At 61.6% G+C, this 22,773-nt stretch carries 22 protein-coding genes and 1 pseudogene; 13 read left to right on the top strand and 10 right to left on the bottom strand.

The genetic code is table 11. The features are described from left to right. The first annotated feature begins 288 nt into the window (after positions 1–288). The 9 genes and pseudogenes from NKH17_RS02175 to NKH17_RS02215 form a co-directional block, all read left to right on the top strand. The gene (locus NKH17_RS02175; RefSeq protein WP_352898552.1) at positions 289–1,530 is read left to right on the top strand and encodes a phosphopentomutase; all 1,242 of its coding nucleotides are present in this window, start codon (positions 289–291) and stop codon (positions 1,528–1,530) included. After that, positions 1,523–2,413: a bifunctional DNA-formamidopyrimidine glycosylase/DNA-(apurinic or apyrimidinic site) lyase gene (gene mutM / locus NKH17_RS02180; protein ID WP_352898554.1), complete on the top strand. Its 891-nt coding sequence runs from the start codon at positions 1,523–1,525 to the stop codon at positions 2,411–2,413. Before NKH17_RS02175 ends, mutM begins: the two co-directional genes overlap by 8 nt. Positions 2,414–2,437: 24 nt before the next feature. Then, positions 2,438–3,211 (top strand): enoyl-CoA hydratase, encoded by a 774-nt coding sequence (locus NKH17_RS02185; RefSeq protein WP_352898557.1) that lies wholly within the window; start codon positions 2,438–2,440, stop codon positions 3,209–3,211. A gap of 159 nt (positions 3,212–3,370) precedes the next feature. Continuing rightward, positions 3,371–3,637 carry a 30S ribosomal protein S20 gene (gene rpsT / locus NKH17_RS02190; RefSeq protein WP_023676922.1) on the top strand — a complete coding sequence of 89 codons (267 nt, stop codon included), beginning with the start codon at positions 3,371–3,373 and terminating at the stop codon, positions 3,635–3,637. A 914-nt stretch (positions 3,638–4,551) separates the two neighbouring features. Next, positions 4,552–6,024, top strand: coding sequence for a chromosomal replication initiator protein DnaA (gene dnaA / locus NKH17_RS02195; protein WP_352702317.1), 1,473 nt, complete (start codon positions 4,552–4,554; stop codon positions 6,022–6,024). Positions 6,025–6,223: 199 nt separating this feature from the next. Beyond that, the gene (gene dnaN, locus NKH17_RS02200) at positions 6,224–7,342 is read left to right on the top strand and encodes a DNA polymerase III subunit beta (protein WP_352898560.1); all 1,119 of its coding nucleotides are present in this window, start codon (positions 6,224–6,226) and stop codon (positions 7,340–7,342) included. Between the two features lie 26 nt (positions 7,343–7,368). Continuing rightward, positions 7,369–8,517, top strand: a complete 1,149-nt coding sequence (gene recF, locus NKH17_RS02205; RefSeq protein ID WP_352970000.1) for a DNA replication/repair protein RecF — start codon at positions 7,369–7,371, stop codon at positions 8,515–8,517. A gap of 76 nt (positions 8,518–8,593) precedes the next feature. Then, positions 8,594–9,355, top strand: coding sequence for a molybdopterin-synthase adenylyltransferase MoeB (locus NKH17_RS02210; protein ID WP_352898562.1), 762 nt, complete (start codon positions 8,594–8,596; stop codon positions 9,353–9,355). Next, positions 9,352–9,834: pseudogene (locus NKH17_RS02215) on the top strand (GNAT family N-acetyltransferase); the annotation flags it as partial. The gene NKH17_RS02210 and the pseudogene NKH17_RS02215, both read left to right, overlap by 4 nt. A gap of 71 nt (positions 9,835–9,905) precedes the next feature. Here NKH17_RS02215 and NKH17_RS02220 read toward each other — a convergent pair. Then, positions 9,906–10,907, bottom strand: a complete 1,002-nt coding sequence (locus tag NKH17_RS02220; RefSeq protein WP_254816279.1) for a 2-hydroxyacid dehydrogenase — start codon at positions 10,905–10,907, stop codon at positions 9,906–9,908. Positions 10,908–11,062: 155 nt separating this feature from the next. On the opposite strand from NKH17_RS02220, the gene NKH17_RS02225 reads away from it, so the two are divergent. Next, the gene (locus NKH17_RS02225; RefSeq protein WP_352898564.1) at positions 11,063–11,620 is read left to right on the top strand and encodes an SH3 domain-containing protein; all 558 of its coding nucleotides are present in this window, start codon (positions 11,063–11,065) and stop codon (positions 11,618–11,620) included. 81 nt (positions 11,621–11,701) lie between these two features. Here NKH17_RS02225 and NKH17_RS02230 read toward each other — a convergent pair whose 3' ends face one another. Continuing rightward, positions 11,702–12,061 (bottom strand): DUF4260 domain-containing protein, encoded by a 360-nt coding sequence (locus NKH17_RS02230; RefSeq protein ID WP_352898566.1) that lies wholly within the window; start codon positions 12,059–12,061, stop codon positions 11,702–11,704. 10 nt (positions 12,062–12,071) lie between these two features. Further along, positions 12,072–12,503, bottom strand: a complete 432-nt coding sequence (irrA, locus tag NKH17_RS02235) for an iron response transcriptional regulator IrrA (RefSeq protein WP_023676913.1) — start codon at positions 12,501–12,503, stop codon at positions 12,072–12,074. Between the two features lie 240 nt (positions 12,504–12,743). Here irrA and fabA point away from each other — a divergent pair, with 240 nt between their 5' ends. The 3 genes from fabA to fabI all read left to right on the top strand — a co-directional run bounded on the left by fabA (position 12,744) and on the right by fabI (position 15,430). Beyond that, the gene (fabA, locus tag NKH17_RS02240) at positions 12,744–13,262 is read left to right on the top strand and encodes a 3-hydroxyacyl-[acyl-carrier-protein] dehydratase FabA (RefSeq protein ID WP_352506149.1); all 519 of its coding nucleotides are present in this window, start codon (positions 12,744–12,746) and stop codon (positions 13,260–13,262) included. 121 nt (positions 13,263–13,383) lie between these two features. Beyond that, positions 13,384–14,604 carry a beta-ketoacyl-ACP synthase I gene (gene fabB / locus NKH17_RS02245; protein ID WP_352475968.1) on the top strand — a complete coding sequence of 407 codons (1,221 nt, stop codon included), beginning with the start codon at positions 13,384–13,386 and terminating at the stop codon, positions 14,602–14,604. A gap of 13 nt (positions 14,605–14,617) precedes the next feature. Further along, entirely contained in the window at positions 14,618–15,430 is an 813-nt protein-coding gene (fabI, locus tag NKH17_RS02250) for an enoyl-ACP reductase FabI (RefSeq protein ID WP_254816275.1), read from the top strand. 35 nt (positions 15,431–15,465) lie between these two features. Here fabI and NKH17_RS02255 read toward each other — a convergent pair whose 3' ends face one another. The 7 genes from NKH17_RS02255 to NKH17_RS02285 form a co-directional block, all read right to left on the bottom strand. Continuing rightward, positions 15,466–16,479 (bottom strand): class I SAM-dependent methyltransferase, encoded by a 1,014-nt coding sequence (locus NKH17_RS02255; RefSeq protein WP_352898570.1) that lies wholly within the window; start codon positions 16,477–16,479, stop codon positions 15,466–15,468. 88 nt (positions 16,480–16,567) lie between these two features. Further along, positions 16,568–18,715 (bottom strand): polyribonucleotide nucleotidyltransferase, encoded by a 2,148-nt coding sequence (pnp, locus tag NKH17_RS02260; RefSeq protein ID WP_254816273.1) that lies wholly within the window; start codon positions 18,713–18,715, stop codon positions 16,568–16,570. Positions 18,716–19,122: 407 nt separating this feature from the next. Then, positions 19,123–19,434, bottom strand: coding sequence for a 30S ribosomal protein S15 (gene rpsO, locus NKH17_RS02265; RefSeq protein WP_280940423.1), 312 nt, complete (start codon positions 19,432–19,434; stop codon positions 19,123–19,125). 140 nt (positions 19,435–19,574) lie between these two features. Beyond that, the gene (gene corA / locus NKH17_RS02270; RefSeq protein ID WP_254816272.1) at positions 19,575–20,669 is read right to left on the bottom strand and encodes a magnesium/cobalt transporter CorA; all 1,095 of its coding nucleotides are present in this window, start codon (positions 20,667–20,669) and stop codon (positions 19,575–19,577) included. Between the two features lie 146 nt (positions 20,670–20,815). Beyond that, positions 20,816–21,769, bottom strand: a complete 954-nt coding sequence (gene truB / locus NKH17_RS02275) for a tRNA pseudouridine(55) synthase TruB (RefSeq protein ID WP_352898573.1) — start codon at positions 21,767–21,769, stop codon at positions 20,816–20,818. Continuing rightward, complete coding sequence (gene rbfA / locus NKH17_RS02280) at positions 21,769–22,194, bottom strand: 30S ribosome-binding factor RbfA (RefSeq protein WP_352898574.1); 426 nt, start codon at positions 22,192–22,194, stop codon at positions 21,769–21,771. The genes truB and rbfA overlap by 1 nt, the downstream gene beginning before the upstream one ends. A gap of 96 nt (positions 22,195–22,290) precedes the next feature. Continuing rightward, on the bottom strand, positions 22,291–22,641 hold the full coding sequence (locus tag NKH17_RS02285; protein WP_352898576.1) for a hypothetical protein: 351 nt from the start codon (positions 22,639–22,641) through the stop codon (positions 22,291–22,293). Positions 22,642–22,773: the final 132 nt, after the last annotated feature.

Raw genomic sequence — 22,773 nt, forward strand, 5'->3', positions numbered from 1 at the left:
CGGTTCGGCGACGATACCGATACGGAACGTTCCGATAACATAGCGCCAATCGGCGCGCGCCAGGTTTGCGCAAGACCCCTCCAGCAGCAAAGCCAGTACGGCGGCGAATGCTGTCAGGGCAAGCCTCATGCGAGCTCCGCGCCGCGCATTTCCATCCGCAGATCGACCATGCCGCGATTCGTCTCTCCGGGACCAGCATGCCAACCGTGCTGTTTGGGTTTCCGAATTGCCAATGGCGACGCGGAACCCTATGTCTGAGCCAACACACAGGCAATGATGAACCTTTCGATGGCACGCGCCTTCCTTTTTGTCCTGGACTCCTTCGGCATCGGCGGCGCGGCCGATGCCGAACGCTATGGCGACACCGGCTCCAATACGTTCGCACACATCGCGCGGGCCTGCGCGGAAGGCCGCGCCGATCGCGAAGGCCTGCGTGACGGGCCCCTTCTTGTACCAAACATGCTTTCGCTCGGCCTCGGCCAGGCCGCGGCAACGGCGACGGGTTTCAGGTTCGAGAATGTCGGCAGTGCGCCGCTTGCCGCCGCCTTTCACGGCGCGGCCCAAGAGGTTTCGAGCGGCAAGGACACGCCATCGGGTCATTGGGAAATAGCCGGCCTGCCGGTCCGTTTCGACTGGGGTTACTTCCCGGACACGATTCCGGCCTTTCCGGCCGAGTTGACCGAAGCAATGGTGCGTGAAGGGAAGGTGCCCGGCATCCTCGGCAATTGCCATGCTCCGGGCACCGCGATTATCGAACGGTTCGGCGAAGACCATATCCGTACCGGCAAGCCGATCTGCTACACCTCGATCGACTCCGTCCTGCAGATCGCCGCGCACGAGGTTCATTTCGGCCTGGAACGGCTTTACGAGTTCTGCAAGGTGGTGCGCAGGCTCGTCGATCCGCTGAATATCGGCCGAGTTATCGCGCGGCCGTTTATCGGTGAAACCGCCGCCACGTTCGAGCGAACGCATAATCGTCGCGACTATGCCGTACCGCCGCCGGAACCGACGCTGCTCGACCGGCTGACGGCGCGCGGCAGCCGAGTTATCGCAGTCGGCAAGATCGGCGACATTTTCGCCCATCGGGGCATCTCGGAAGTCCGCAAGGCTGCCGGCAACATGGCGATGTTCGACAAAGCGCTCGGCGCCATGGAAGACGCGCGCGACGGCGACCTCGTCTTCGCGAACTTTGTCGACTTCGACACCGAGTTCGGGCATCGGCGCGACGTTGTGGGGTATGCCGCCGCGCTCGAGGCTTTCGACCGGCGCCTCCCCGAGGCGTTCGCACGGCTGAGGTCAGGCGATCTGCTCATTTTGACCGCCGATCACGGCAACGATCCGACGTGGCGCGGCACCGACCACACGCGCGAGCGGATTCCGGTTATCGGGACACGGCCGGGTTTCAAAGGCGCAGACATCGGACTGAGGATGACATTTGCCGACATCGGCGAAACCGTGGCCGAACATCTCGGGCTAGCGCGCGGCCCTTACGGCACCTCCTTCCATGCGATGATAGGCGCCCATGCCTGAGCTGCCGGAGGTAGAGACGGTCAGGCGCGGTCTGCAGCCGGCCCTTGAACGTGCCCGCATTGTCGGTGTCGAGGCACGCCGGCCGGATTTGCGGTTTCCGTTCCCCGCGAGATTTTCGGAGCGGCTGACCGGCAAGACGATTGCTGCGCTCGGCCGCCGTGCCAAATATCTGACAATGCACATGGACAACGGCCCGGTTCTGATCTGCCATCTCGGCATGTCGGGTTCGTTTCGCATCGAAACGGCCGACGAGAGCGCAACGCCCGGCGCGTTCCACCACGAACGTTCGAAAAACACTGCTCACGATCACGTCGTCTTCGACATCGCATCCCCTGCCGGCGTCCGCTCTCGCGTGATCTTCAACGACCCGCGCCGCTTCGGGTTCATGCTGTTTTCGGAAGGCGAGCCCGACATGCATCCGATGCTGGCGGGATTAGGCGTCGAGCCTACAGGCAACGCACTGGACGGCACGCTGCTCGCTTCGTTGCTGAAAGGTCGCAAGTCACCGCTGAAAGCGGCACTTCTGGACCAGAGGCTAATTGCCGGGCTAGGCAATATCTACGTCTCGGAAGCGCTTTGGCGGGCCGGCCTGTCGCCGCTGCGCGAAGCGGGCACCCTCGCGAGAGCCGGCAAGAAAGCCAAAGAGCAGAGCGAACGCCTGGCCGAAGCTATCCGCTCGGTCGTCGCCGATGCGATCGCCGCCGGCGGCTCGTCGTTGCGCGACTATATGCAGACCGATGGATCGCTGGGCTACTTCCAGCATTCCTTCGCGGTTTACGATCGCGAGGGCGAAGCCTGCTCCAAGCCTGGTTGTGGCGGCCACATCGAGCGTATCGTGCAAAGCGGTCGTTCGACTTTCCACTGCCGGGCCTGTCAGGCTTAAACCAGAAGCGAGGAGGAGCAAAGCATGGGCTATGAAACCATCATCGTCGAAACCCGCGGCAAGGTCGGGCTGATTACGCTGAACCGGCCGCAGGCGCTCAACGCGCTGAATTCACAAGTGCTGGCGGAACTGGTCGCCTCGGTGAACAGCATGGGCGCCAATGCCGACATTGGCGCCATGGTCATCACTGGTTCGGAGAAGGCTTTCGCGGCAGGTGCCGATATCAAGGAAATGCAGTCGATCTCCTACGTGGATGCTTATGTGCAGGATTTCTTCGTCGGCTGGGAAGAATTTACGCGGGCACGAAAGCCGATCATCGCGGCGGTGGCGGGCTATGCGCTGGGGGGCGGCTGCGAACTGGCGATGATGTGCGACTTCATCATCGCCGCCGACACCGCCAAGTTTGGCCAACCCGAGATCACGCTGGGCGTCATTCCCGGCATGGGCGGATCGCAGCGCCTGACCCGTTTCGTCGGCAAGTCCAAGGCGATGGATATGTGCCTGACGGGGCGAATGATGGACGCAGCCGAGGCCGAGCGTTCCGGCCTTGTCTCGCGCGTCGTGCCAGCCGGCGAGTTGATCGAGGAAGCGCTTAAGGCAGCGGCGAAGATCGCCGATTTTTCCTTGCCGTCGGTGATGATGGCGAAGGAGGCCGTCAACCGCGCCTATGAGACGACGCTCACCGAGGGTCTGCGGTTCGAGCGCCGGCTGTTTCATTCGCTGTTTGCGCTGGATGACCAGAAGGAAGGCATGGCGGCCTTCACCGGCAAGCGGAAGCCGAATTTCACGAACCGATGAGATGACGAGGCACCGGTCAAAAAGAAAACACTGCAGCGTTGACGTGCCGGAAAAGCTGAACTATAAGCCGCAACAACCGAGGCGGCCCTGTGGCTGCCCGTTTGTTTTTTGCGCCCCGCGGTATCCCGCAAGCGCCCACCAGATCAGAAGAGAGGCACCATGGCCAATACCTCCTCGGCCAAAAAGGCAACGCGCAAGATCGCCCGTCGCGCAGCGATCAACAAGAACCGCCGCTCCCGCGTCCGAACCTACATCCGCCAGGTCGAAGAGGCGCTCGCGGCTGGCGACAAGGCGGCCGCACAGGCTGCCTTCAAGGTGGCCGAGCCGGAACTGATGCGCGCCGCGACCAAGGGCGTGGTGCACAAGAACACGGCATCGCGCAAGGTGTCGCGGTTGGCCCAACGGGTCAAGGTGCTGTCAGCCTGATATATCCATTCCTGAACTGCGCTACTTCAAACCCGGCCAATCGCGCCGGGTTTTTTCGTTTGCCGGCAAGTACTTAAAAGAAAGCCCGCAAAATGGCGCTCCGCGAGCATTTCAAAGTTCGAAATGCTTTGCCGGCATATACATGCCCGCTCATATTCGGAGCCTCCGAAACCGCCAATACGAAAATTTCCGAGCGTCACGGATTACCGTTTCCTTTCAGAAGCTTACCGATGGTGATCCACAGCTTGTTCACATCAGCTGCGGCCGATAGGCGACAATTGGCTGTCAAGTGAATTATTTCAGAAAATTTCGCGTTGTGTGGCCTTTTTCATATTCGCCGGAAAAGGGTTTGAATCACAATGGCTTTGTCAAAATCAACTATTGCAGCATGGCGTTCGAAACGTCCCTTGCTAGTCAGATTCCTTAAAAATCCGTTAGGGGTGGCCTTGCCCTATCCACAGCGATTTCGGTAATGTCTGTCCATCGAAGGGATGGGCCCTTGGCCCTTGACCAGCCTGAAACCGGCCAGCTCAAATTGGCAGAGTTTACAGCGCGGATTCAACTCCGCGGACGGGGTTGGTTTGTCTTTTCGATACGGTAGGGGACTGGCGTAATTGTACATGGCAGGTCGACGGTGCGCCGGCGGTTTTTCGCCGGACGGCATTTTGTTGCCCTGACATGACCAAAGCGGATCGGCGCTTCGGCGCCGGACCGACAACGAGGCGATTCATCAGCCGGCGGCGGCGATGGTGTCGCAGCGAAGACACGGTCGCCGGAAACATGGATGCAGGAGGCGCATCCCCGGCGGAAAACAGGTACAAGAGACAAGGAACTCGATCATGCAGAGCGGCGGCATCGAAAGGGAGCTTACAGGCGACCTCCCATTTCCTGGAACGTTAGTCGGAAGGAACGACATGGCGGCTTCCAATGAAGCTGAACAGAAGTTCGATCGGGTCAAGGCCCAGTTGAAGGCGCGTCTGGGAACCGAGGTCTATTCGAGCTGGTTCGGGCGCATGAAGGTCGCTGAATCCTCTAAGGGCATTGTCCGCATCTCAGTGCCAACCGCATTCCTGCGTTCATGGATCAACGGCCACTATCTCGATCTCATCACCGAGTTGTGGAAGCACGAGGATCCGGAGATCCTCAAGATCGAGATCGTGGTTCGCACCGCCACACGGCAGGGCCGCAACAGCGTCGAGCCAGAAGTGGCGCCGGCGCGCAAGATGACCAGGCAGACGCAAACCGCGCTCTCTGCGGGCACGGCGAGCCCCAGCAGGGTCGAACGGGTCCCGGCAACCCGCCCGGGGATGCCGGCAGAAACCGAGTTCCGGCACAATGTTCTCGGTTCGCCGCTCGATCCACGCTACACTTTCACCTCCTTCATCGAAGGACCATCGAACCGAGTGGCTTTTGCCGCCGCCAAGGCGGTCGCGGAATCGCAGTCGAGCGCGGTGCGTTTCAATCCGCTCTTTCTTCACGCGACGGTCGGGCTGGGCAAAACGCATCTGTTGCAGGCGATCGCCGCAGAATCGCTGAAGCAGAATCCGAAATCGCGGGTCGTCTATCTTACGGCTGAGTATTTCATGTGGCGGTTCGCCACCGCGATCCGCGACAACAACGCACTGACGCTGAAAGAACAGCTGCGCGACATCGACCTCCTCATCATCGACGACATGCAGTTCCTGCAGGGCAAGTCGATCCAGCACGAATTCTGCCATTTGATCAACATGCTGCTCGACAGCGCCAAGCAGGTGGTGGTCGCTGCCGACCGGCCGCCGTCCGAATTGGAGTCGCTGGAGCCACGCGTCCGCTCGCGCCTCAACGGCGGCGTCGCGCTGGAAATGTCGGCCCCGGATTTCGCAATGCGTATCGGTATGCTCAAGCTCAGGCTTGCCACCGCCAAGCTCGACGATGCGTCGCTGGATATTTCCGAAGAGATACTCAACCACGTCGCCCGCACGGTGACCGGCAGCGGGCGCGAGCTCGAAGGTGCCTTCAACCAGCTTTTGTTTCGCCAATCCTTCGAACCGCAGATCACCATTGACCGCATCGACGAGATCCTCGGCCACATCTATCGTTCGGGTGAACCGAAGCGGGTGCGTATCGAGGACATCCAGCGCATCGTCGCGCGCCACTACAACGTGTCGAAGACCGAACTGCTGTCCAACCGGCGCACACGCACCATCGTCAAGCCGCGGCAGGTCGCTATGTATCTGTCGAAGGTGTTGACGCCGCGCTCGCTCCCGGAGATCGGGCGGCGGTTCGGCGGCCGCGACCATACGACCGTGCTGCATGCGGTGCGCAAAATCGAGGATCTTTCCGGTGCCGACAACACACTGGCGCAGGAACTCGAATTGCTGAGAAGGCTGATCAACGACCAGGCCTGATGGCCCGAAAAACGCCGGCTCGCGAACTTCGGCCTTTTTATCCCCAGAAAGCCCGCGCAGCCGGTCCGAACCGGTGGCGCGGGCTTGCGTTTGCCGGGTTTTTCCTGTCAGTTTACGCAGATTCTGAGCCTGTTCAGACCTTTCGCGGGGCGCCGCTTGCCGGAGACCCGTTCATTCATTCAAGCGAGCCTGTTTCGTCATGCGTGTTATCCTGGAACGGTCAAATCTCCTGAAGTCTCTCAACCATGTTCACCGCGTGGTCGAGCGGCGCAACACCATTCCGATCCTGTCGAACGTGCTGCTCAGCGCCGAGGGGGCCAGCCTTGAAATGAAGGCGACCGACCTCGACCTGGAGGTGACCGAAGCGACGCCGGCAAAGGTCGAACGCGGCGGGGCGACAACGGTCCCGGCGCATCTGCTCTACGACATCGTGCGCAAGCTTGCCGACGGCGCGGAGGTGGCGCTGAAGACCGACGAAGACGGCAACGCCATGACGGTGACGTCGGGGCGCTCGAGCTTCCGCCTGCAGTGTCTGCCGCAGTCCGACTTTCCCGAACTTTCAGCCGGGTCGTTCTCGCATATTTTCCGGCTCGATTCCGTCGGACTAAAGGGCCTCATCGAAAAGACCCAGTTTGCCATCTCGACCGAGGAGACGCGCTATTATCTGAACGGCATTTATCTGCACACGCACGAGACCGGCGGCAAGCTGAAGCTGCGCTCTGTCGCGACCGACGGCCACCGGCTGGCGCGCGCCGAGATCGATGCGCCGGCAGGCTCTGAGGGTATGCCTGGCGTCATCATCCCGCGAAAGACGGTCAGCGAACTGCAAAAGCTGGTCGACGATCCCGATGTTGCAGTCACCACCGAGTTGTCCGACACCAAGATCCGTTTCACCATCGGCAGCGTTATCTTGACCTCCAAGCTGATCGACGGCACTTTCCCGGACTACCAGCGCGTCATTCCGACCGGCAACGACAAGAAGCTGATTATGGATCGCCAGAGTTTCGCCGCTGCCGTCGATCGCGTTTCGACCATTTCGTCCGAACGCGGCCGGGCGGTGAAGCTTTCGATCGCCGAAGGACAGGTCACGCTTGCGGTCAACAACCCGGATTCGGGCAGTGCCACCGAGGAACTGGCGGCCGACTATTCGTCTGATCCGATCGAGATCGGCTTCAACGCCAAATACCTGCTCGACGTTGCCGCGCAACTGACCGGCACGGAGGCGAAGTTCATGCTGGCGGATGCCGGCTCCCCGACGCTGATCCACGATATGGCCGACGAGACCGCGCTCTACGTGCTGATGCCGATGCGGGTGTAGGGCCCGAACGGGGCCATCTTGCTGCCGTGACCAAATCTGCAAAACCGCAGCAGACCTACATAAGTAAGCTCACACTTACGAATTTCCGCAACTATGCGGCGTTGGCAATCGACCTTGATCCCGGCGCCGTGGTTTTTTCCGGCGACAATGGCGCCGGAAAAACCAATCTGCTTGAAGCGATCTCGCTGCTCACGCCTGGCCGCGGCTTGCGCCGCGCACCCTATGTCGAGGTGGCGCGCGAAGGCGGCGACGGTGGCTTTGCTCTGCATGCCCGGCTTGACGGGCCGGAAGGCCAGGTCGAGATCGGTACCGGAATAGCGGGCAGCGACGGCGAAGGCGGCCGGCGAGTGCGGATCAACGGCGCGGCGGCACGCTCAGCCGAAGACATGCTGGAATGGCTGCGCGTGGTCTGGTTGACACCGGCTATGGACGGCCTGTTCCCCGGGCCGGCGGCCGATCGTCGGCGCTTCCTCGACCGGCTGGTGCTTGCGATCGATCCCGGCCACGGCCAGCGCGCGCTTGACTACGAAAAGGCAATGCGCGGCCGCAACAGGCTGCTCGCCGACGGTTCGCGCGACAGTGCGTGGTTCGATGCGATCGAGATGCAAATGGCCGAGACCGGCGTGGCAATTGCCGCGGCGCGTGCCGAACTGGTGCGCCTGCTCGCCGCCATGATCGACCGGCTGCCCGGCGACGGACCGTTTCCGCAAGCCGACATCGGCATCTCGGGCGAACTGGAAGGCGAAATCGGTATTTTACCGGCCGTCGACGTAGAGGAACGGTTCCGTCGCGCCCTTGCCCAGGGGCGCGACCGCGACCGCACCGCCGGGCGCACGCTCGACGGCCCGCACCGTACCGACCTTGTGGTGCGCCACCGGCCCAAAGCGATGCCAGCCGAGCTCTGTTCGACCGGCGAGCAGAAGGCGCTGCTGGTCGGCATCGTCTTATCGCACGCGCGGCTAACCGGCGAAATATCGGGCATGACGCCGATCCTGCTGCTCGACGAGATTGCCGCCCATCTCGACGGCGGTCGACGGGCGGCCTTGTTCTCGATCCTGGAGGAACTGAACTGCCAGGCCTTCATGACCGGGACCGATGCCGCGTTGTTTGACAGCCTCAAGGGACGAGCACAGTTCCTGACCGTAGATCACGGTAAGGTCAGGCCGACCATTTGAACTTCGGCCATGGCGCATTTCTGAGCGGCACGTATTGATGCCTGACAAGTTTTTTCCTCCGTTATAAGGTCCGGGGATGATCGCAGCCGCCCTTACCGACGAAGAGCTCGAACGCTACGCCCGCCACATAGTGCTGCCCGAAATCGGCGGCGCCGGCCAGCAGCGGCTAAAGCGGGCGCGGGTGCTGGTCATCGGGGCCGGCGGATTGGGTGCGCCGGTGCTCGAATATCTCGCCGCTGCGGGCGTTGGCACGCTCGGTATCGTCGATGACGACAGTGTCTCGCTTTCCAACTTGCAACGACAAGTGATCCACGGCACGGACATGGTCGGCATGGCAAAGACCGACAGTGCCAAGGCTGCGATCACCCGCATCAATCCAAACGTCGTCGTGGAAGAGCATAATTTCAGGCTGACCGCAGACACCGCCCCTGCCCTCATCGCCCGTTATGACATCGTCGTTGACGGCTCCGACAATTTCGAGACACGCTACGCAGTGGCCGATGCCTGCGCCGCCGAAAGCCGGCCGCTCGTGCATGCCGCCGTTGGCCGCTTCGACGGCTCGGTCACCGTATTGAAGCCTTTCGAGACCGGCCCGGACGGCAAGTCGAACCCAAGCTACCGCGATCTTTTTCCCGAAGCACCGCCGCCGGGACTGGTGCCGTCCTGCGCGGTGGCCGGCATTGTCGGCGCGCTGACCGGGGTCATCGGCACGCTGCAAGCAATGGAAGCGATCAAGCTGATCACCGGGATTGGCGAGCCGCTGGTCGGGCGACTGCTGCTCTACGATGCGCTGGCGGCACGCTTCGACACGATCCGCTACAAGCGAACCAGCCCGTGAGCCTGCCTGCCGAGGTCTCCATTGTGCAGCTTGCGGCCGATATTGACCGTTGGGACGAGGTCCTGGCTCTGATCATGCGCGCCTTCGCCTTCATGGACGGCGTCATTGACCCGCCGTCCTCGGCGCATCGACTTACCGTTGAAAATCTCAGGGCTAGAGCGCTGGAGGAGACAGCATTCCTGGCCCTGAAGGAAAACGAGATCGTCGGTTGCGTCTTTGTCCTTAAGCGCGCAGACGACCTCTATATTGGAAAGCTCGCGGTCGAGCCGACGCTTCAGGGACAAGGCGTCGGAAAACAGCTGATGCAGGCCGTCGAAGATCTTGCCCGCAGCCACAACAGGACCGCCATCGAGCTCCAGACCCGGATCGAGCTGACCGGAAATCACGCAGCCTTTGCCCGCCTCGGTTTTCGTGAAACCGAACGGACGGCGCACAAGGGCTACGACCGGCCAACCTCGATCACCATGCGCAAGATGCTTCCCGTAAGCAAACGCTATCCAAAGACGAACGCGCGGTTGCCGCGGCAAGACCATGCCGGCGCGATGGCAGGTCACGCCCTCAGCGGCAGCACGCGGTCGGGCGGGCGATGACCGTCGAAGAAGGCGCGGATGTTAATGATTACCTTCTCGCCCATGTCGATACGCCCTTCGAGGGTCGCCGAGCCCATATGCGGCAACAGCACGACCTTGCCTTTGTGGGCAAGTTTCAGCAGCTTGCTGTTCAGCGCCGGCTCGTGCTCGTAGACGTCAAGGCCGGCGCCGGCGATCTTGCCGTCATGGATGAGCTTGACCAGCGATTCCTCATCGATGATATCGCCGCGCGCGGTGTTGACTATGTAAGCTGACGGTTGCAGAAGCGCCAGCCGCCGCGCCGAAAGCAGGTGGAAGGTTGCCGGTGTCGATGGGCAATTGACCGAGATAATGTCCATGCGGGCGAGCATCTGGTCGAGGCTTTCCCAATATGTCGCTTCCAACTCGTCCTCGATTGCCGGAAGCACGCGGTGGCGGTTGTGGTAGTGGATCGAGAGGCCAAAGGCCTTGGCGCGCCTGGCGACGGCGGTGCCGATGCGACCCATGCCGACAATGCCGAGCCGTTTGCCCCAGATGCGCCGGCCGAGCATCCAAGTCGGCGACCAGCCCGCCCATTTCTTGTCGCCGGTCAGCACGTTGGCGCCTTCGGCCAGCCGCCGCGGCACGGCCAGCATTAGCGCCATCGTCATGTCGGCCGTATCTTCGGTCAACACGTTCGGCGTGTTGGTGACGGTGATGCCTTTCTTGGCCGCTGCCGCAACATCGATCTTGTCAACGCCATTGCCAAAATTGGCGATCAGCTTGAGGTTGTCGCCAGCCTGGGCAATCAGCGCCGCATCGATATTGTCGGTCACGGTCGGCACCAGCACGTCGGCCTCCTTGACCGCCGCCACCAATTCCGGCTGCGTCATCGGCCTGTCCTCGACATTCAAGCGGGCGTCGAACAACTCGCGCATGCGGGTCTCGACCGGGTCGGGCAATTTGCGCGTGATGATGACGAGGGGCTTCTTTTTGCCTGCCATTGTTTCCTCGAACCCGATCTCGTTGAGACCTCTTTAACCAAGAACGGCGAAACTGAGAGCCGATCGCGGTACCGGTCATTCATGTAACAAGCGGTTCCGCCGAAGACAAAGAAAAAGGGGCGAAGGCCGATGGGCCGGCGCCGAAAGGAACGAAAGTGTCTGGTTTCGCGTCGCTCCGCCTGACCCTCAGTGCAGCATTCCTCGGCGCTCTCATCCATAGCCCACTGGTGATGGCGCAAAGTGCCGCGGCACCCGTCCAGAGCGTCACGCTCGGACCAAGCGGCTTGCCGCTGCCGCGCTTCGTCAGCCTGAAATCCGGCCGCGTCAACTCGCGCGTTGGGCCGGGCGTCAATTATTCCGTCGACTGGATGTATATGAAGCCAGGCCTGCCGATGGAGATCATCCAGGAGTTCGATACGTGGCGCCGTGTGCGCGATGCCGACGGCTCGGAAGGCTGGATCAATCAGTCGCTGCTTTCGGGCCGCCGCACGGCGATCGTCGCCCCCTGGCAGCGCGGCAAGGACGCTCGCGTCAACCTCCTAGACGATCCGGCAAAAGATGCTGGCGTCATCGCGATCCTCGAACCGGGGGTGATGGGCACGATCAAGTCCTGCGATGGCCAGTGGTGCGAAATGACCTTCGACGGTCATACCGGCTGGCTCGCGCAGTCGCTCGTCTGGGGTGCCTATCCCGGCGAAAAGGTCAAGAACTGACGTTTCTGGACCGCAGGTCGGGCCAGCACGGCAAGCACCGGATCCGGCACTTGTTTCGCTGATCTTCGGTTCGGGGATAGTTTAGCGGCCGATGCGGCCGAGATGGGTATCCTGGAAGCTGCTCGACAGCTTCAAGCCATATCCCAGAGCGCGATCAACGGCGATGTGGGCGATCCAGATCAGCGCAACAGCCATCGCCATTGCATTGTCAAAGACGTTGCCGACAAGCGCCAGCAGAACGGGCAAGATCATTATGTGCAAGGCGTTGTAGGCGACGGCCCCGACGCGCGGCCCGGCCATGTAGCCCAGCATCGACAGGTCGGGCGCCAGAATGAGCACGGCAAATAACCACCAGGAAACACCAGCGATCGCATAGAAAACAAGAGCCGCCACCGCGACTGCGACCCATTCGAGCCGAAGCGTCAAATCCAGGAATTTCATAAGGCGCCGGTCAGTCGCAGCGTTTCGGACGCAGTCTCACCACGATATCGACATTGGCGATCTCCATGCCTTCCGGCGGTTCCGGCAGGTTGGAAACCGTCACCGGGCCGCTGTCGATATCGAAGATCCTGTTTTCGCCCTCGATATAGAAATGATGGTGATCGGAGGTGTTGGTGTCGAAATAAGTCTTCGATCCCTCGACGGCAAGGATGCGCAGAAGACCGGCCTGGGTGAACTGGTGCAGAGCATTGTAGACGGTGGCCAGAGACACCGGCACGCCCGCAGCAAGCGCCTCCTCGTGCAGTTCCTCGGCCGAAAGATGGCGGTCGCCTTTGGCGAAAAGCAGATCGGCCAGCGCGATGCGCTGGCGTGTCGGCCTCAGACCGGCCTCGCGAACCCGCTTGTCCACAGCGACATTATCCTTCCGGCAACCCAGATCCATCTATCCGTCGCGCTCACAGTTCCGCCTCAGACACGTCCAAAATGGCAGAAATTGAGCATCTGCCGAAACTGGACGTGTCCTGACATATATTCTGTCGACCGAATGCGATCAATAGCGCGCATTGACCCGGGCAGACGGGCAGGTTAAGCGCAAACGCCGGTTTCCGGCCTGAAACAGATTGTGTTAGGAAACCACCGACAAGGGCGCCTTTCGCCCGGGACGATCACGGGGACGAGATTGATGGCGGGTTCGAAATCCAGCTACGGTTACGAGGAATTGCTTGCCTGCGCCCGCGGCGAGCTGTTCGGACCGGGAAATGCGCAGCTGCCCTATCCGCCGATGCTGATGTTCGACCGCATCACCGAGATCAGCGAAACTGGCGGTGCGTTCGACAAGGGTTTCATCCGCGCGGAGTTCGACATCAAGCCGGATTTGTGGTTTTTCGCCTGCCATTTCATCGGCAATCCGATCATGCCGGGATGCCTGGGCCTGGACGCCATGTGGCAGTTGACGGGGTTCTATCTCGGATGGCTCGGTGAACCCGGCAAGGGGATGGCACTGTCGACCGGTGAGGTGAGGTTCAAAGGCATGGTCACGCCAACGGTCAAGAAGGTGGAGTATGGCGTCGACTTCAAGCGGGTGATGCGCGGTCGGCTTGTGCTTGGTATCGCCGATGGCTGGCTGAAGGCAGATGGCGAGCCCATATATGCGGCAACGGATCTGAAGGTCGGTCTTTCCAAGCAATCGGCCGCCGTCTGAACGAAGACCCTACAGTGCCACGTCTTGGACGTCCAAAGGACGCTGTAGCACTTTAATTTTGCGCATGGTTCCGTTCCGGAAATCGATTTCAGGTTTCGGTCCGCGCTGGAAGGAGTTGCGAATGAGACGGGTCGTAGTCACAGGTCTCGGCATCGTGTCGTCGATAGGCAATAATGCCAACGAGGTGCAGACCTCGCTGCACGATGCCAGATCCGGCATCAGCTTCTCCGACTCTTTCGCCGAGCATGGCTTCCGTTGCCGGGTGTGGGGTGCGCCGACGCTGGATCCATCGGGCATGATCGACCGTCGCGCCATGCGCTTCCTGTCGCAGGGTGCTGCCTGGAACCATGTCGCGATGGACCAGGCGATCGCAGATGCCGGCCTCGACGAGACCGACATCACCAACGAGCGCACCGGCATCGTGATGGGCTCCGGCGGACCGTCGACCCGTGCAATCGTCGAGGCGGCCGAGACCACGATCAAAAACGGCAGCCCCAAGCGGATCGGCCCGTTCGCGGTGCCAAAAGCGATGTCGTCGACCGCGTCCGCGACGCTTGCCACCTGGTTCAAGATCCACGGCGTCAACTATTCCATCTCATCGGCCTGCTCGACGTCTGCGCATTGCATCGGCAATGGCTACGAGCTGATCCAGTGGGGCAAGCAGGACATCGTCTTCGCCGGCGGCCATGAGGACCTCGACTGGACGATGTCGGATCTCTTCGATGCCATGGGCGCCATGTCGTCCAAGTTCAACGACAGGGCATCGGTCGCCTCCCGCGCCTACGACGTCGATCGTGATGGATTCGTCATTGCCGGCGGCGCCGGCGTGCTGATTCTTGAAGAGCTCGAGCACGCAAAAGCGCGCGGCGCCAAGATTTATGCCGAGATCGTCGGCTATGGCGCCACATCGGACGGCTACGACATGGTGGCGCCGTCGGGCGAAGGCGCGGCACGCTGCATGCGACAGGCAATGGCGACCGTCACTTCACCAGTCGACTACATCAATACGCACGGCACCTCGACGCCGGTCGGCGACTCCAAGGAAATGGGCGCCATCCGCGAGGTGTTCGGAGAGGAGATGCCTTTCATCACATCGACGAAATCGCTGACCGGCCATTCGCTAGGTGCGGCCGGCGTGCAGGAATCGATCTACTCGATCCTGATGATGCAAGGCGGCTTCATCGGCGAGAGCGCCCATATCGAGAACCTCGATCCGGAATTCGAAGGCATGCCGATCGTGCGCAAGCGCATCGACGACGCAAGGATCGACACTGTTTTGTCCAATTCGTTCGGTTTCGGTGGCACCAACGCTACGCTGATTTTCCAGCGCTATTCCGCATAAGGATTTGCCGACCATGGACGGATTGATGAAGGGCAAGCGCGGGCTTGTCATGGGTGTCGCCAACGATCATTCCATTGCCTGGGGTATCGCCCGCAAACTGTCCGAACATGGCGCGGAACTCGCCTTCACCTATCAGGGCGACGCCTTCGGACGCCGGGTCAAGCCGCTCGCCGAGAAGCTGGGCGCATCGCTGGTCGTGCCTTGCGACGTCGAGGACAGCGCATCGGTCGCCGCAACTTTCGAGACCTTGGGCAAGGCATGGGGTGGGCTGGACTTCATCGTCCACGCCATCGGCTTTTCCGACAAGAACGAGCTGAAAGGCCTCTACGCCGATACCAGCCGCGACAATTTCATCCGCACCATGGTGATCTCCTGCTATTCCTTCACCGAGGTTGCCCGCCACGCCGCCACGTTGATGAAGGACGGCGGTTCGATGATCACGCTGACTTATGCGGGTTCGGTTCGCGTCATGCCGAACTACAACGTCATGGGTGTTGCCAAGGCCGGGCTGGAGGCCAGCGTCCGCTATCTAGCCAACGACTACGGCCCGCGCGGCATCAGGGTGAACGGCATATCGGCGGGACCGGTACGGACGCTTGCGGGCGCCGGGATTTCCGACGCACGCCACATGTTCTCCTACCAGCAGCGCAACTCGCCGCTACGCCGTACGGTGACGATCGACGAAGTCGGCGGCTCCGCGCTCTATTTGCTGTCCGACCTGTCGTCCGGCGTCACCGGCGAAATCCACTATGTCGATTCCGGCTATCACATCGTGTCCATGCCGACGCTTGACGAGTTGAAGCAGACCGACGCCGGACGGGAATAGCGCGAGCGACGCGTCGCCGGCTTGCCCGCAGCGTGTCAGCGTCGCGCCGAGAAGACCTTAAACATGCCGTCGCGGGCGAGCTCCGCATGGCTGGAGAAGGCGGCCGCCAGCACCGGTTCGTAGGGAAGCTGACGGTTTGCCACCATGAACAACCGGCCGCCCAGCTTCAGCGCTTTGCCTGCCGCGCGGATCATACCGGCACCGATTTCCGGCTCAGTCGCCCGGCTGCGGTGAAAGGGCGGGTTCATGACGACCACATCGTAGCGGCGCTCGACCGGTTCGCTCAAAAGATCTGTCCAGAAGAAACGCGGCTCCACGCCTGTGTTGCCGACATTGGTTTTGGCCGCCTCCAGCGCCTCGAAATCCGCTTCGTAAAGGTCAAGCGCCGATATGCCGGGTGAGCGGGCGGCGACCTCGGCAGCGACATAGCCCCAACCGGCACAGAAATCCGCAACACTGCCACGCAGATCGTTGGCCAGATTTTCGACCAGCAGCTTCGATCCCCCATCGATCTTGTCGAAGGAAAACATGCCTGGGGCCGTGCGGAAGTGGTCCTCGACCACCAAGTCCGGATTGGCGGCGCGAAGCGTTGCCGCGGCAACGGTATCGGTCGGCCGGCGAAACCAGAAGGCAATGCCGTGATGCTTCGGCAGGTGGCCTTCGAGCGGCACAAGGGCGCCGACATGCTTGCGCAGGCTGGCGATGCCATCGTCCTTGCCGCCGGCGACGACGATCAACCCGCCTGGTGCCACGCGTTCGACCGCTTCGGCGACGCGCAACTCGTTTTGGCCGCGATGGCGGCCGGCGAGCACAAATGCCGCGTCGAAAGCCTCGCCTTCGACCTGCGGCGTGACAGTGAAGCCGGATGCCTGCAAGGCACGAAAATGCGGTCTGAAGCCTTGGACGAGATGAAGCTTGGCATCAAAGCCTGCGGGTAAGCGAAAGCCGGGCTCGGCACCGAGAAAGAGAATGCATTCATCCTTTCGTGGCAGGGACACAGCCCCTGCCACGAAAGGATGGAAAAGCGTCTTCAGCGGCTCGGCGGACATTCACCACTCTTGAACTGCAAGGCTGTTGTTGAATGCAAACGGGCGCGACCTTCCGGCGCGCCCGCTTCGATTGCATAGTTAGATCAGCTTAGGCGGCGTTTTCTTCGCCTTCGCTCTTTTTGTCGCGAGCGATTTCCTTGCCGGTGGCCTGGTCGACGACCTTCATCGACAGGCGGACCTTGCCGCGCTCGTCGAAGCCCATCAGCTTGACCCAGACCTTGTCGCCTTCCTTGACGACATCGGAGGTCTTGGCGACACGATCATTGGCGAGCTGCGAGATGTGGACGAGACCGTCGCGCGGGCCGAAGAAGTTGACGAAAGCGCCGAAGTCGGCGGTCTTGACGACCGTGCCTTCGTAGATCTCCCCGACTTCCGGCTCAGCGACGATGGTGTGGATCCACTTCTTCGCCGCCTCGATCTCCTTGGCGTTGGCCGAAGCGATCTTGACCGTGCCGTCATCCTCAATGTTGATCTTGGCACCGGTCTTTTCGACGATTTCGCGGATGACCTTGCCGCCCGAGCCGATCACATCGCGGATCTTGTCGGTCGGAATGTGCATGACCTCGATGCGCGGTGCGAACTCGCCGAGCTCGGCACGCGCGCCGGACAGCGCATGGGCCATTTCGCCAAGAATGTGCTGACGGCCTTCCTTGGCCTGGTCGAGGGCGATCTTCATGATCTCCTCGGTGATGCCCTCGATCTTGATGTCCATCTGCAGCGAGGTGATGCCGTAGGCGGTGCCGGCAACCTTGAAGTCCATGTCGCCGAGGTGGTCCTCGTCGCCAAGAATGTCGGAGAGCACGGCGAAGCGCTCGCCTTCCTTGATCAGGCCCATTGCAATACCGGCGACCGGCTTGGCCAGTGGCACGCCGGCATCCATCAGCGCCAGCGAGGTGCCGCAGACGGTAGCCATCGATGACGAACCGTTGGACTCGGTGATCTCCGAAACGACGCGCAACGTATAGGGGAACTGGTCGGCGGTCGGCAGCATCGGCCGGATGGCGCGCCAGGCGAGCTTGCCGTGACCGATTTCGCGGCGGCCCGGCGAACCCATGCGGCCGGTTTCACCGACCGAATAGGGAGGGAAGTTGTAGTGCAGGAGGAACTTCTCCTTGTACATGCCGGTCAGCGAATCGACATACTGCTCGTCCTCGCCGGTGCCGAGCGTGGCGACGACCAGTGCCTGGGTCTCGCCACGGGTGAACAACGCCGAGCCGTGCGTGCGCGGCAGGACGCCGACTTCCGAGACGATCTTGCGGACCGTCTTCAGGTCGCGGCCGTCGATGCGCGAGCCGGTGTCGAGGATGTTCCAGCGCACGACCTTGGCCTGGAGCTCCTTGAACACGGTGCCGATCTGTTCGGACGTGTATTTGGCCTCTTCGCCTTCTGCCGGCGCGAACGCGGCCTTGACCTTCGCCTTGACGGCGTCGACGGCGGCATAGCGCTTCTGCTTGTCGGTGATCTTGTAGGCGTCGCGAAGCTCGCCTTCGACGATCTTGAGCATCTCGGCTTCAAGTGCGGAATAGTCCGGCGCGGTGAAGTCGCGCGGGTCCTTGGCCGCGACTTCAGCCAGCTTGATGATCGCGTCGATCACCGGCTGGAAGCCCCTGTGGCCGAACATGACGGCGCCGAGCATAAGGTCCTCGCCGAGTTCCTTGGCTTCGGACTCGACCATCAGCACGGCGTCGGCGGTGCCGGCGACGACCAGGTCGAGCTTCGATTCCTGCATCTCGTCGACGTGCGGGTTGAGCACGTATTCGCCGTTGATGTAGCCGACGCGGGCGCCGCCGACCGGGCCCATGAACGGCACGCCGGACAAGGTCAGAGCGGCGGAGGTGGCGACGATCGACAGGATGTCCGGATCATTTTCGAGATCGTGCTGGACGACAGTGACGACGATCTGGGTGTCGTTCTTGTAGCCTTCGGCGAAGAGCGGGCGGATCGGGCGGTCGATCAGGCGGGAAACCAGCGTTTCCTTCTCGCTCGGACGGCCTTCCCGCTTGAAATAGCCACCCGGGATCTTGCCTGCGGCGTAGGTCTTTTCCTGGTAGTTGACCGTCAGCGGGAAGAAATCGAGGCCGGGTTTCGGCTCCTTCATCGAGACGACGGTGGCGAGAACCTTGGTTTCGCCGTAGGTGGCCAGCACCGCGCCATCAGCCTGACGCGCGATCTTGCCGGTTTCGAGAATGAGCGGGCGGCCGCCCCATTCGATTTCCACTTTGTGGTAATTGAACATGTCTTGTCCTTCGTATGCGGAAAGGGCCGCGCCGTTTCAGCGTGCGCGGATGCCCCTTTCCCTTGGCTTCCTTTCTCGGGCAGCCACGGGCAAGACAACGGGAAGCTCGGCTATTCGGCGCGGTGCCGCACGAGCGTCCTGCAATCCTGCCCCATGACCGTCCATGGGCGGTTTCGAGTGGCCCTCTGCTGTTCGAAACCGGGTTGGCCAATCGATCCGACTGGCCTTGCGCGTGGACCCGAAAACCAGGTTTTCGGAAAGTATCCTGCGCAAATCTAAAACTTCAGAGCGTCCTTTGCGCAGCCAAACCGGTGCGCGGCGCTCTGCTTTCTTCATTGGAGCCTTGGATGATCCGGTGCTCCAATGCGCGACCGGCGGGCTCTCGAAAGAACCCGCCGGTCAATTCGTCAACGGCGCAGACCGAGCTTCTCGATCAGCGTCTGATAGCGCGCGTCGTCCTTGCGCTTGAGATAATCAAGCAGGCTGCGGCGCTGGGAAACGAGAGCGAGCAGACCACGGCGGGAATGGTTATCCTTCTTGTGGTCCTTGAAATGATCGGTCAGGTTCTTGATGCGCTCGGAAAGGATGGCCACCTGAACTTCCGGAGACCCGGTATCGCCCTTGGCGGTTGCGAATTCGCCCATCAATTCCTTCTTGCGTTCGGCAGTAATCGACATCGTGTTTTTCCTTGTCTGTTTGAGGAAACGGGACGCCCTCAGCCGGGATGTCGTCCAGCAGGGGCCGGTGCAAGCAACGCGTCAAAGCGCGAAGCTGCGGCGCATATAGTGCAATTCCGACAAAAAGGCCAGCCTAATTCACAAGCCGGCTTTTTGCTGCATAAACGGGCACTTCCGCCTAGTCAGAGCCATTTCTTCCATTTGAAGTACGCAAAGAGCCCGACCGCAACAAGCGCCATGAAGGCGAGCGACAGGGGATAGCCGTAATAGGCCTTCAGCTCCGGCATGTTCCAGGGCGAGGTGTCGGGGTCGAAATTCATGCCCCATACGCCGACGAGAAAGGTAAGCGGCATGAAGATCACCGAGACGATCGTCAGATAGCTGATGACGTCGTTGGTGCGCGCCTGGCTGAGCGACAAGTGCATCTCGATCAGGCCGGTCAGCATGTCGCGCTGGGTTTCGACCAGTTCGATCAATCGCAGCGAATGATCGAGCGTGTCGTTCAGGAATATCTTGGTTTCGGCCTTCACATAGGGCACGTCGTTGCGGATCATGGTCGCCAGCGCATCGCGCATCGGCCAAAGCACGCCCTTCAGCACATTGGCATCGCGCCGCAATTCGTGAAGCTGCCGCATCTGGTGCTTGTGCGCCTGGTGCAGCATCTGGTCCTCGATGCTGTCGACCAATTCGCCAGCAGCCTCGATCGGCGGGAAATAGCTGTCGACGATGGCGTCGATCAAAGCATAGGCGAGATAGTCGGCGCCGCGCGAGCGCAAGCGGTTGGGCACCGAGCTTGCGATCCGCTTGCGCACGGGATCGAACGGGTCGCCTTCGCGCTCCTGGAAGGTGACGACGAAGGTCTTGCCGAAGAAGACGGCGATCTGTTCGTAACGGTGCGCGGTGACGTCGTCGATCATCCTGACGACGACAAAGGCGTGGTCCTCGAAGAAATCCACCTTCGGCCGCTGACCGGTGTTGACGACGTCTTCCAGCGCCAGCGGATGCAGGTTGAAAATCCGGCCGATCTCCTCGATCAGCTGGATATTGGCGAGGCCTGTGCAGTCGAGCCAGATGACCGGCCAATTGTGGCAATGGGTGTTGACGTCGTCGATGCTGGCATTGTCGATCGTCTTGAACTTCTCGGGCGAGATCAACGTCAGCCTGAGCTCGGAGCGGCGCGCCGCCGGGTCGGCGATCAGCGTGCCCGGCGAAGCCCCGACCGGCGGCCTCCGTGTTTTGAGCGCCGCTCGTTTGTTGACCGTGTCAGCCTTTGCCATGTGCCCCCTCGAGTGCAGCGTCGAACGGCACTACAGCGCAGCGCATCCTTTCGGACGGCAAACGGCACCGTAGCCCCGTTGATTTAACGCATGATCGTTTCCCAAAATAGAATCCGGTTTGGAGATCATGCGCCGGGCGACAGCTGTTACCCGATAAAGACCCGCTTTGGCTTGAACATGCCTTGCTCGATAACGCCGATGGCGACCAACTTGCCGCGCGCGGTGGCGCAAGCCTCCTCCGCTTCTACCGGCGCATCACGGCCGCGAATGATGACCGGATTGCCGAGGCGGATTTTGGTTGCCGCATCATCGCTGATCGCGACCTGCGGCAGGCATTCGAGCGCGGCGGCGGTGTCGACCAGAAGTGCATCGATGGCACCGAAGTCGATCGTGGCGTCTGCTGCTTGCAGCTCGCCCTGCTCGCCGAAGCGGGCGGCTTCCAACTCGGCCAGGGTAACGAAATCTTCCTGCGTGAACGGCTCGACCTCGACCCGCCGCAGCTCAGCGATGTGGCCGAAACAGCCGAGGTCGCGGCCCATGTCGCGCGCCAGCGAGCGGACATAGGTGCCCTTGCCGCATTCGACCTCGAAGATGGTGCGATCGACCATATGCTCGACCAGGTCGAGCCGGCCGATCTCGACCTCGCGTGCCGGAATGTCGACCGTCTCGCCATCGCGGGCAAGGTCATAAGCGCGCTCGCCGGCGATCTTGATCGCCGAAAATTGCGGCGGCGTCTGCATGATGACGCCGGTATATTTCGAAAGCAGCGCCAGCACGTCGGCTTCCGCCGGACGGCGGTCCGAGCTTTTGGTCGCCGGGCCTTCGAGGTCGTCGGTCGAACGCTCCTCGCCCCAGGCAACCGTGAAGCGGTAGACCTTGGCGCCGTCCTGGACGTAAGGCACGGTCTTGGTCGCTTCGCCGAGCGCGATCGGCAGCATGCCGGACGCGAGCGGGTCGAGCGTGCCGGCGTGGCCGGCCTTTTCCGCCTGGAACAGCCATTTGATCTTGGACACGGCTTCGGTCGAGCCCATGCCGACCGGCTTGTCCAGTACCAGCCAGCCCGAGATCGGCCGGCCCTTCTTCTTGCCGCGACGCACCACTATTCGCTATCCTTCCGGTCGTCTTTGTCTTTGTCGCCGGCGCTGATATCGCGCGCCACTTCGGGCGAGTGCAGCAATTCGTTGATCTTCTGGAAATTGTCGTAGCTGGTGTCGAGCCGGAAGCGGAATTCCGGCATGTACTTCATCTGCCGCAGCGCGCCGGAGACACGGCCGCGGACGAACTTCGCATGCTTGTTGAGCGCTTCGACCACCACGCCGGCATCCTTGGCGCCAAGCGGCGAGACGAAGGCGGTGGCGATCTTCAGATCGGGCGACATACGCACTTCGGAAACCGAGACCACGGCATTCTCGATCAGCGGATCGAGAATTTCGCCGCGCTGCAAGGTCTCGGACAGCGCATGGCGCACCTGCTCGCCGACGCGCAGCATGCGCTGGGATGGGCCAGCTGTTGATGGTCTTGGCATGAAAATCTCTTCTCTCAGTGCGGGTTCGAACCGCCTCAAACGGTTGACTTAGCGCCGTTGATCCGGCTTGGCTACCCCAAGGAACCCGCACCTCAGCTAATGTAAGGCGCGCGGCAGTGAATGCTCTGTCTCCGGGCCGGCCTGTAATGAGACCATAAACGAAACGATCCTGTCGTATTCGGCTTTCAAATCGCTCTCGGACCCAAATGCACTCATCGGAATAAACCAGCCACCCTCTTGCGTCACAAAACCGATGCCGAATTCGGTCAGAGTAACTCGGCTTACGGATTTCCATCCGATGTGGATCTCTGTATCTGCGGCACGCTTTGAGATGCCGGCGACATCCACTCGGATCATGGTGGGTTCAGGCTCGAAATGAGCAACCTCGACTCGCCTCGCCAGAATGGGGCCGAGATTGATCATGATACCCGTGACAATGGTCATCATGCCCACGACTCCCGCGACTCCGGCCAAAGCACCGGAGCCGTCGAGATAGTTTGTGGCAAGCACAAGCGGAATGCCAACGAGAAAGCAGTAAAACAACCGTCTCAGGGCGCCGAGACGACTTTCGCTCCGCGC

Origin of the sequence: Mesorhizobium sp. M1334 (assembly GCF_040317995.1) — a bacterium.
Lineage (GTDB): Bacteria > Pseudomonadota > Alphaproteobacteria > Rhizobiales > Rhizobiaceae > Mesorhizobium.

Excerpts from the sequence above, each read along its gene's own strand:
- fabB (WP_352475968.1), top strand. The coding sequence starts at position 13,384 with ATGAGACGGGTCGTAGTCACAGGTCTCGGCATCGTGTCGTCGATAGGC.
- NKH17_RS02185 (WP_352898557.1), top strand. The coding sequence starts at position 2,438 with ATGGGCTATGAAACCATCATCGTCGAAACCCGCGGCAAGGTCGGGCTG.
- NKH17_RS02285 (WP_352898576.1), bottom strand. The coding sequence starts at position 22,641 with ATGATGACCATTGTCACGGGTATCATGATCAATCTCGGCCCCATTCTG.
- fabI (WP_254816275.1), top strand. The coding sequence starts at position 14,618 with ATGGACGGATTGATGAAGGGCAAGCGCGGGCTTGTCATGGGTGTCGCC.
- dnaA (WP_352702317.1), top strand. The coding sequence starts at position 4,552 with ATGGCGGCTTCCAATGAAGCTGAACAGAAGTTCGATCGGGTCAAGGCC.
- fabA (WP_352506149.1), top strand. The coding sequence starts at position 12,744 with ATGGCGGGTTCGAAATCCAGCTACGGTTACGAGGAATTGCTTGCCTGC.
- NKH17_RS02220 (WP_254816279.1), bottom strand. The coding sequence starts at position 10,907 with ATGGCAGGCAAAAAGAAGCCCCTCGTCATCATCACGCGCAAATTGCCC.
- NKH17_RS02255 (WP_352898570.1), bottom strand. The coding sequence starts at position 16,479 with ATGTCCGCCGAGCCGCTGAAGACGCTTTTCCATCCTTTCGTGGCAGGG.
- dnaN (WP_352898560.1), top strand. The coding sequence starts at position 6,224 with ATGCGTGTTATCCTGGAACGGTCAAATCTCCTGAAGTCTCTCAACCAT.
- irrA (WP_023676913.1), bottom strand. The coding sequence starts at position 12,503 with ATGGATCTGGGTTGCCGGAAGGATAATGTCGCTGTGGACAAGCGGGTT.
- NKH17_RS02230 (WP_352898566.1), bottom strand. The coding sequence starts at position 12,061 with ATGAAATTCCTGGATTTGACGCTTCGGCTCGAATGGGTCGCAGTCGCG.
- NKH17_RS02210 (WP_352898562.1), top strand. The coding sequence starts at position 8,594 with ATGATCGCAGCCGCCCTTACCGACGAAGAGCTCGAACGCTACGCCCGC.
- corA (WP_254816272.1), bottom strand. The coding sequence starts at position 20,669 with ATGGCAAAGGCTGACACGGTCAACAAACGAGCGGCGCTCAAAACACGG.
- NKH17_RS02175 (WP_352898552.1), top strand. The coding sequence starts at position 289 with ATGGCACGCGCCTTCCTTTTTGTCCTGGACTCCTTCGGCATCGGCGGC.
- pnp (WP_254816273.1), bottom strand. The coding sequence starts at position 18,715 with ATGTTCAATTACCACAAAGTGGAAATCGAATGGGGCGGCCGCCCGCTC.
- rpsT (WP_023676922.1), top strand. The coding sequence starts at position 3,371 with ATGGCCAATACCTCCTCGGCCAAAAAGGCAACGCGCAAGATCGCCCGT.
- rbfA (WP_352898574.1), bottom strand. The coding sequence starts at position 22,194 with ATGCCAAGACCATCAACAGCTGGCCCATCCCAGCGCATGCTGCGCGTC.
- mutM (WP_352898554.1), top strand. The coding sequence starts at position 1,523 with ATGCCTGAGCTGCCGGAGGTAGAGACGGTCAGGCGCGGTCTGCAGCCG.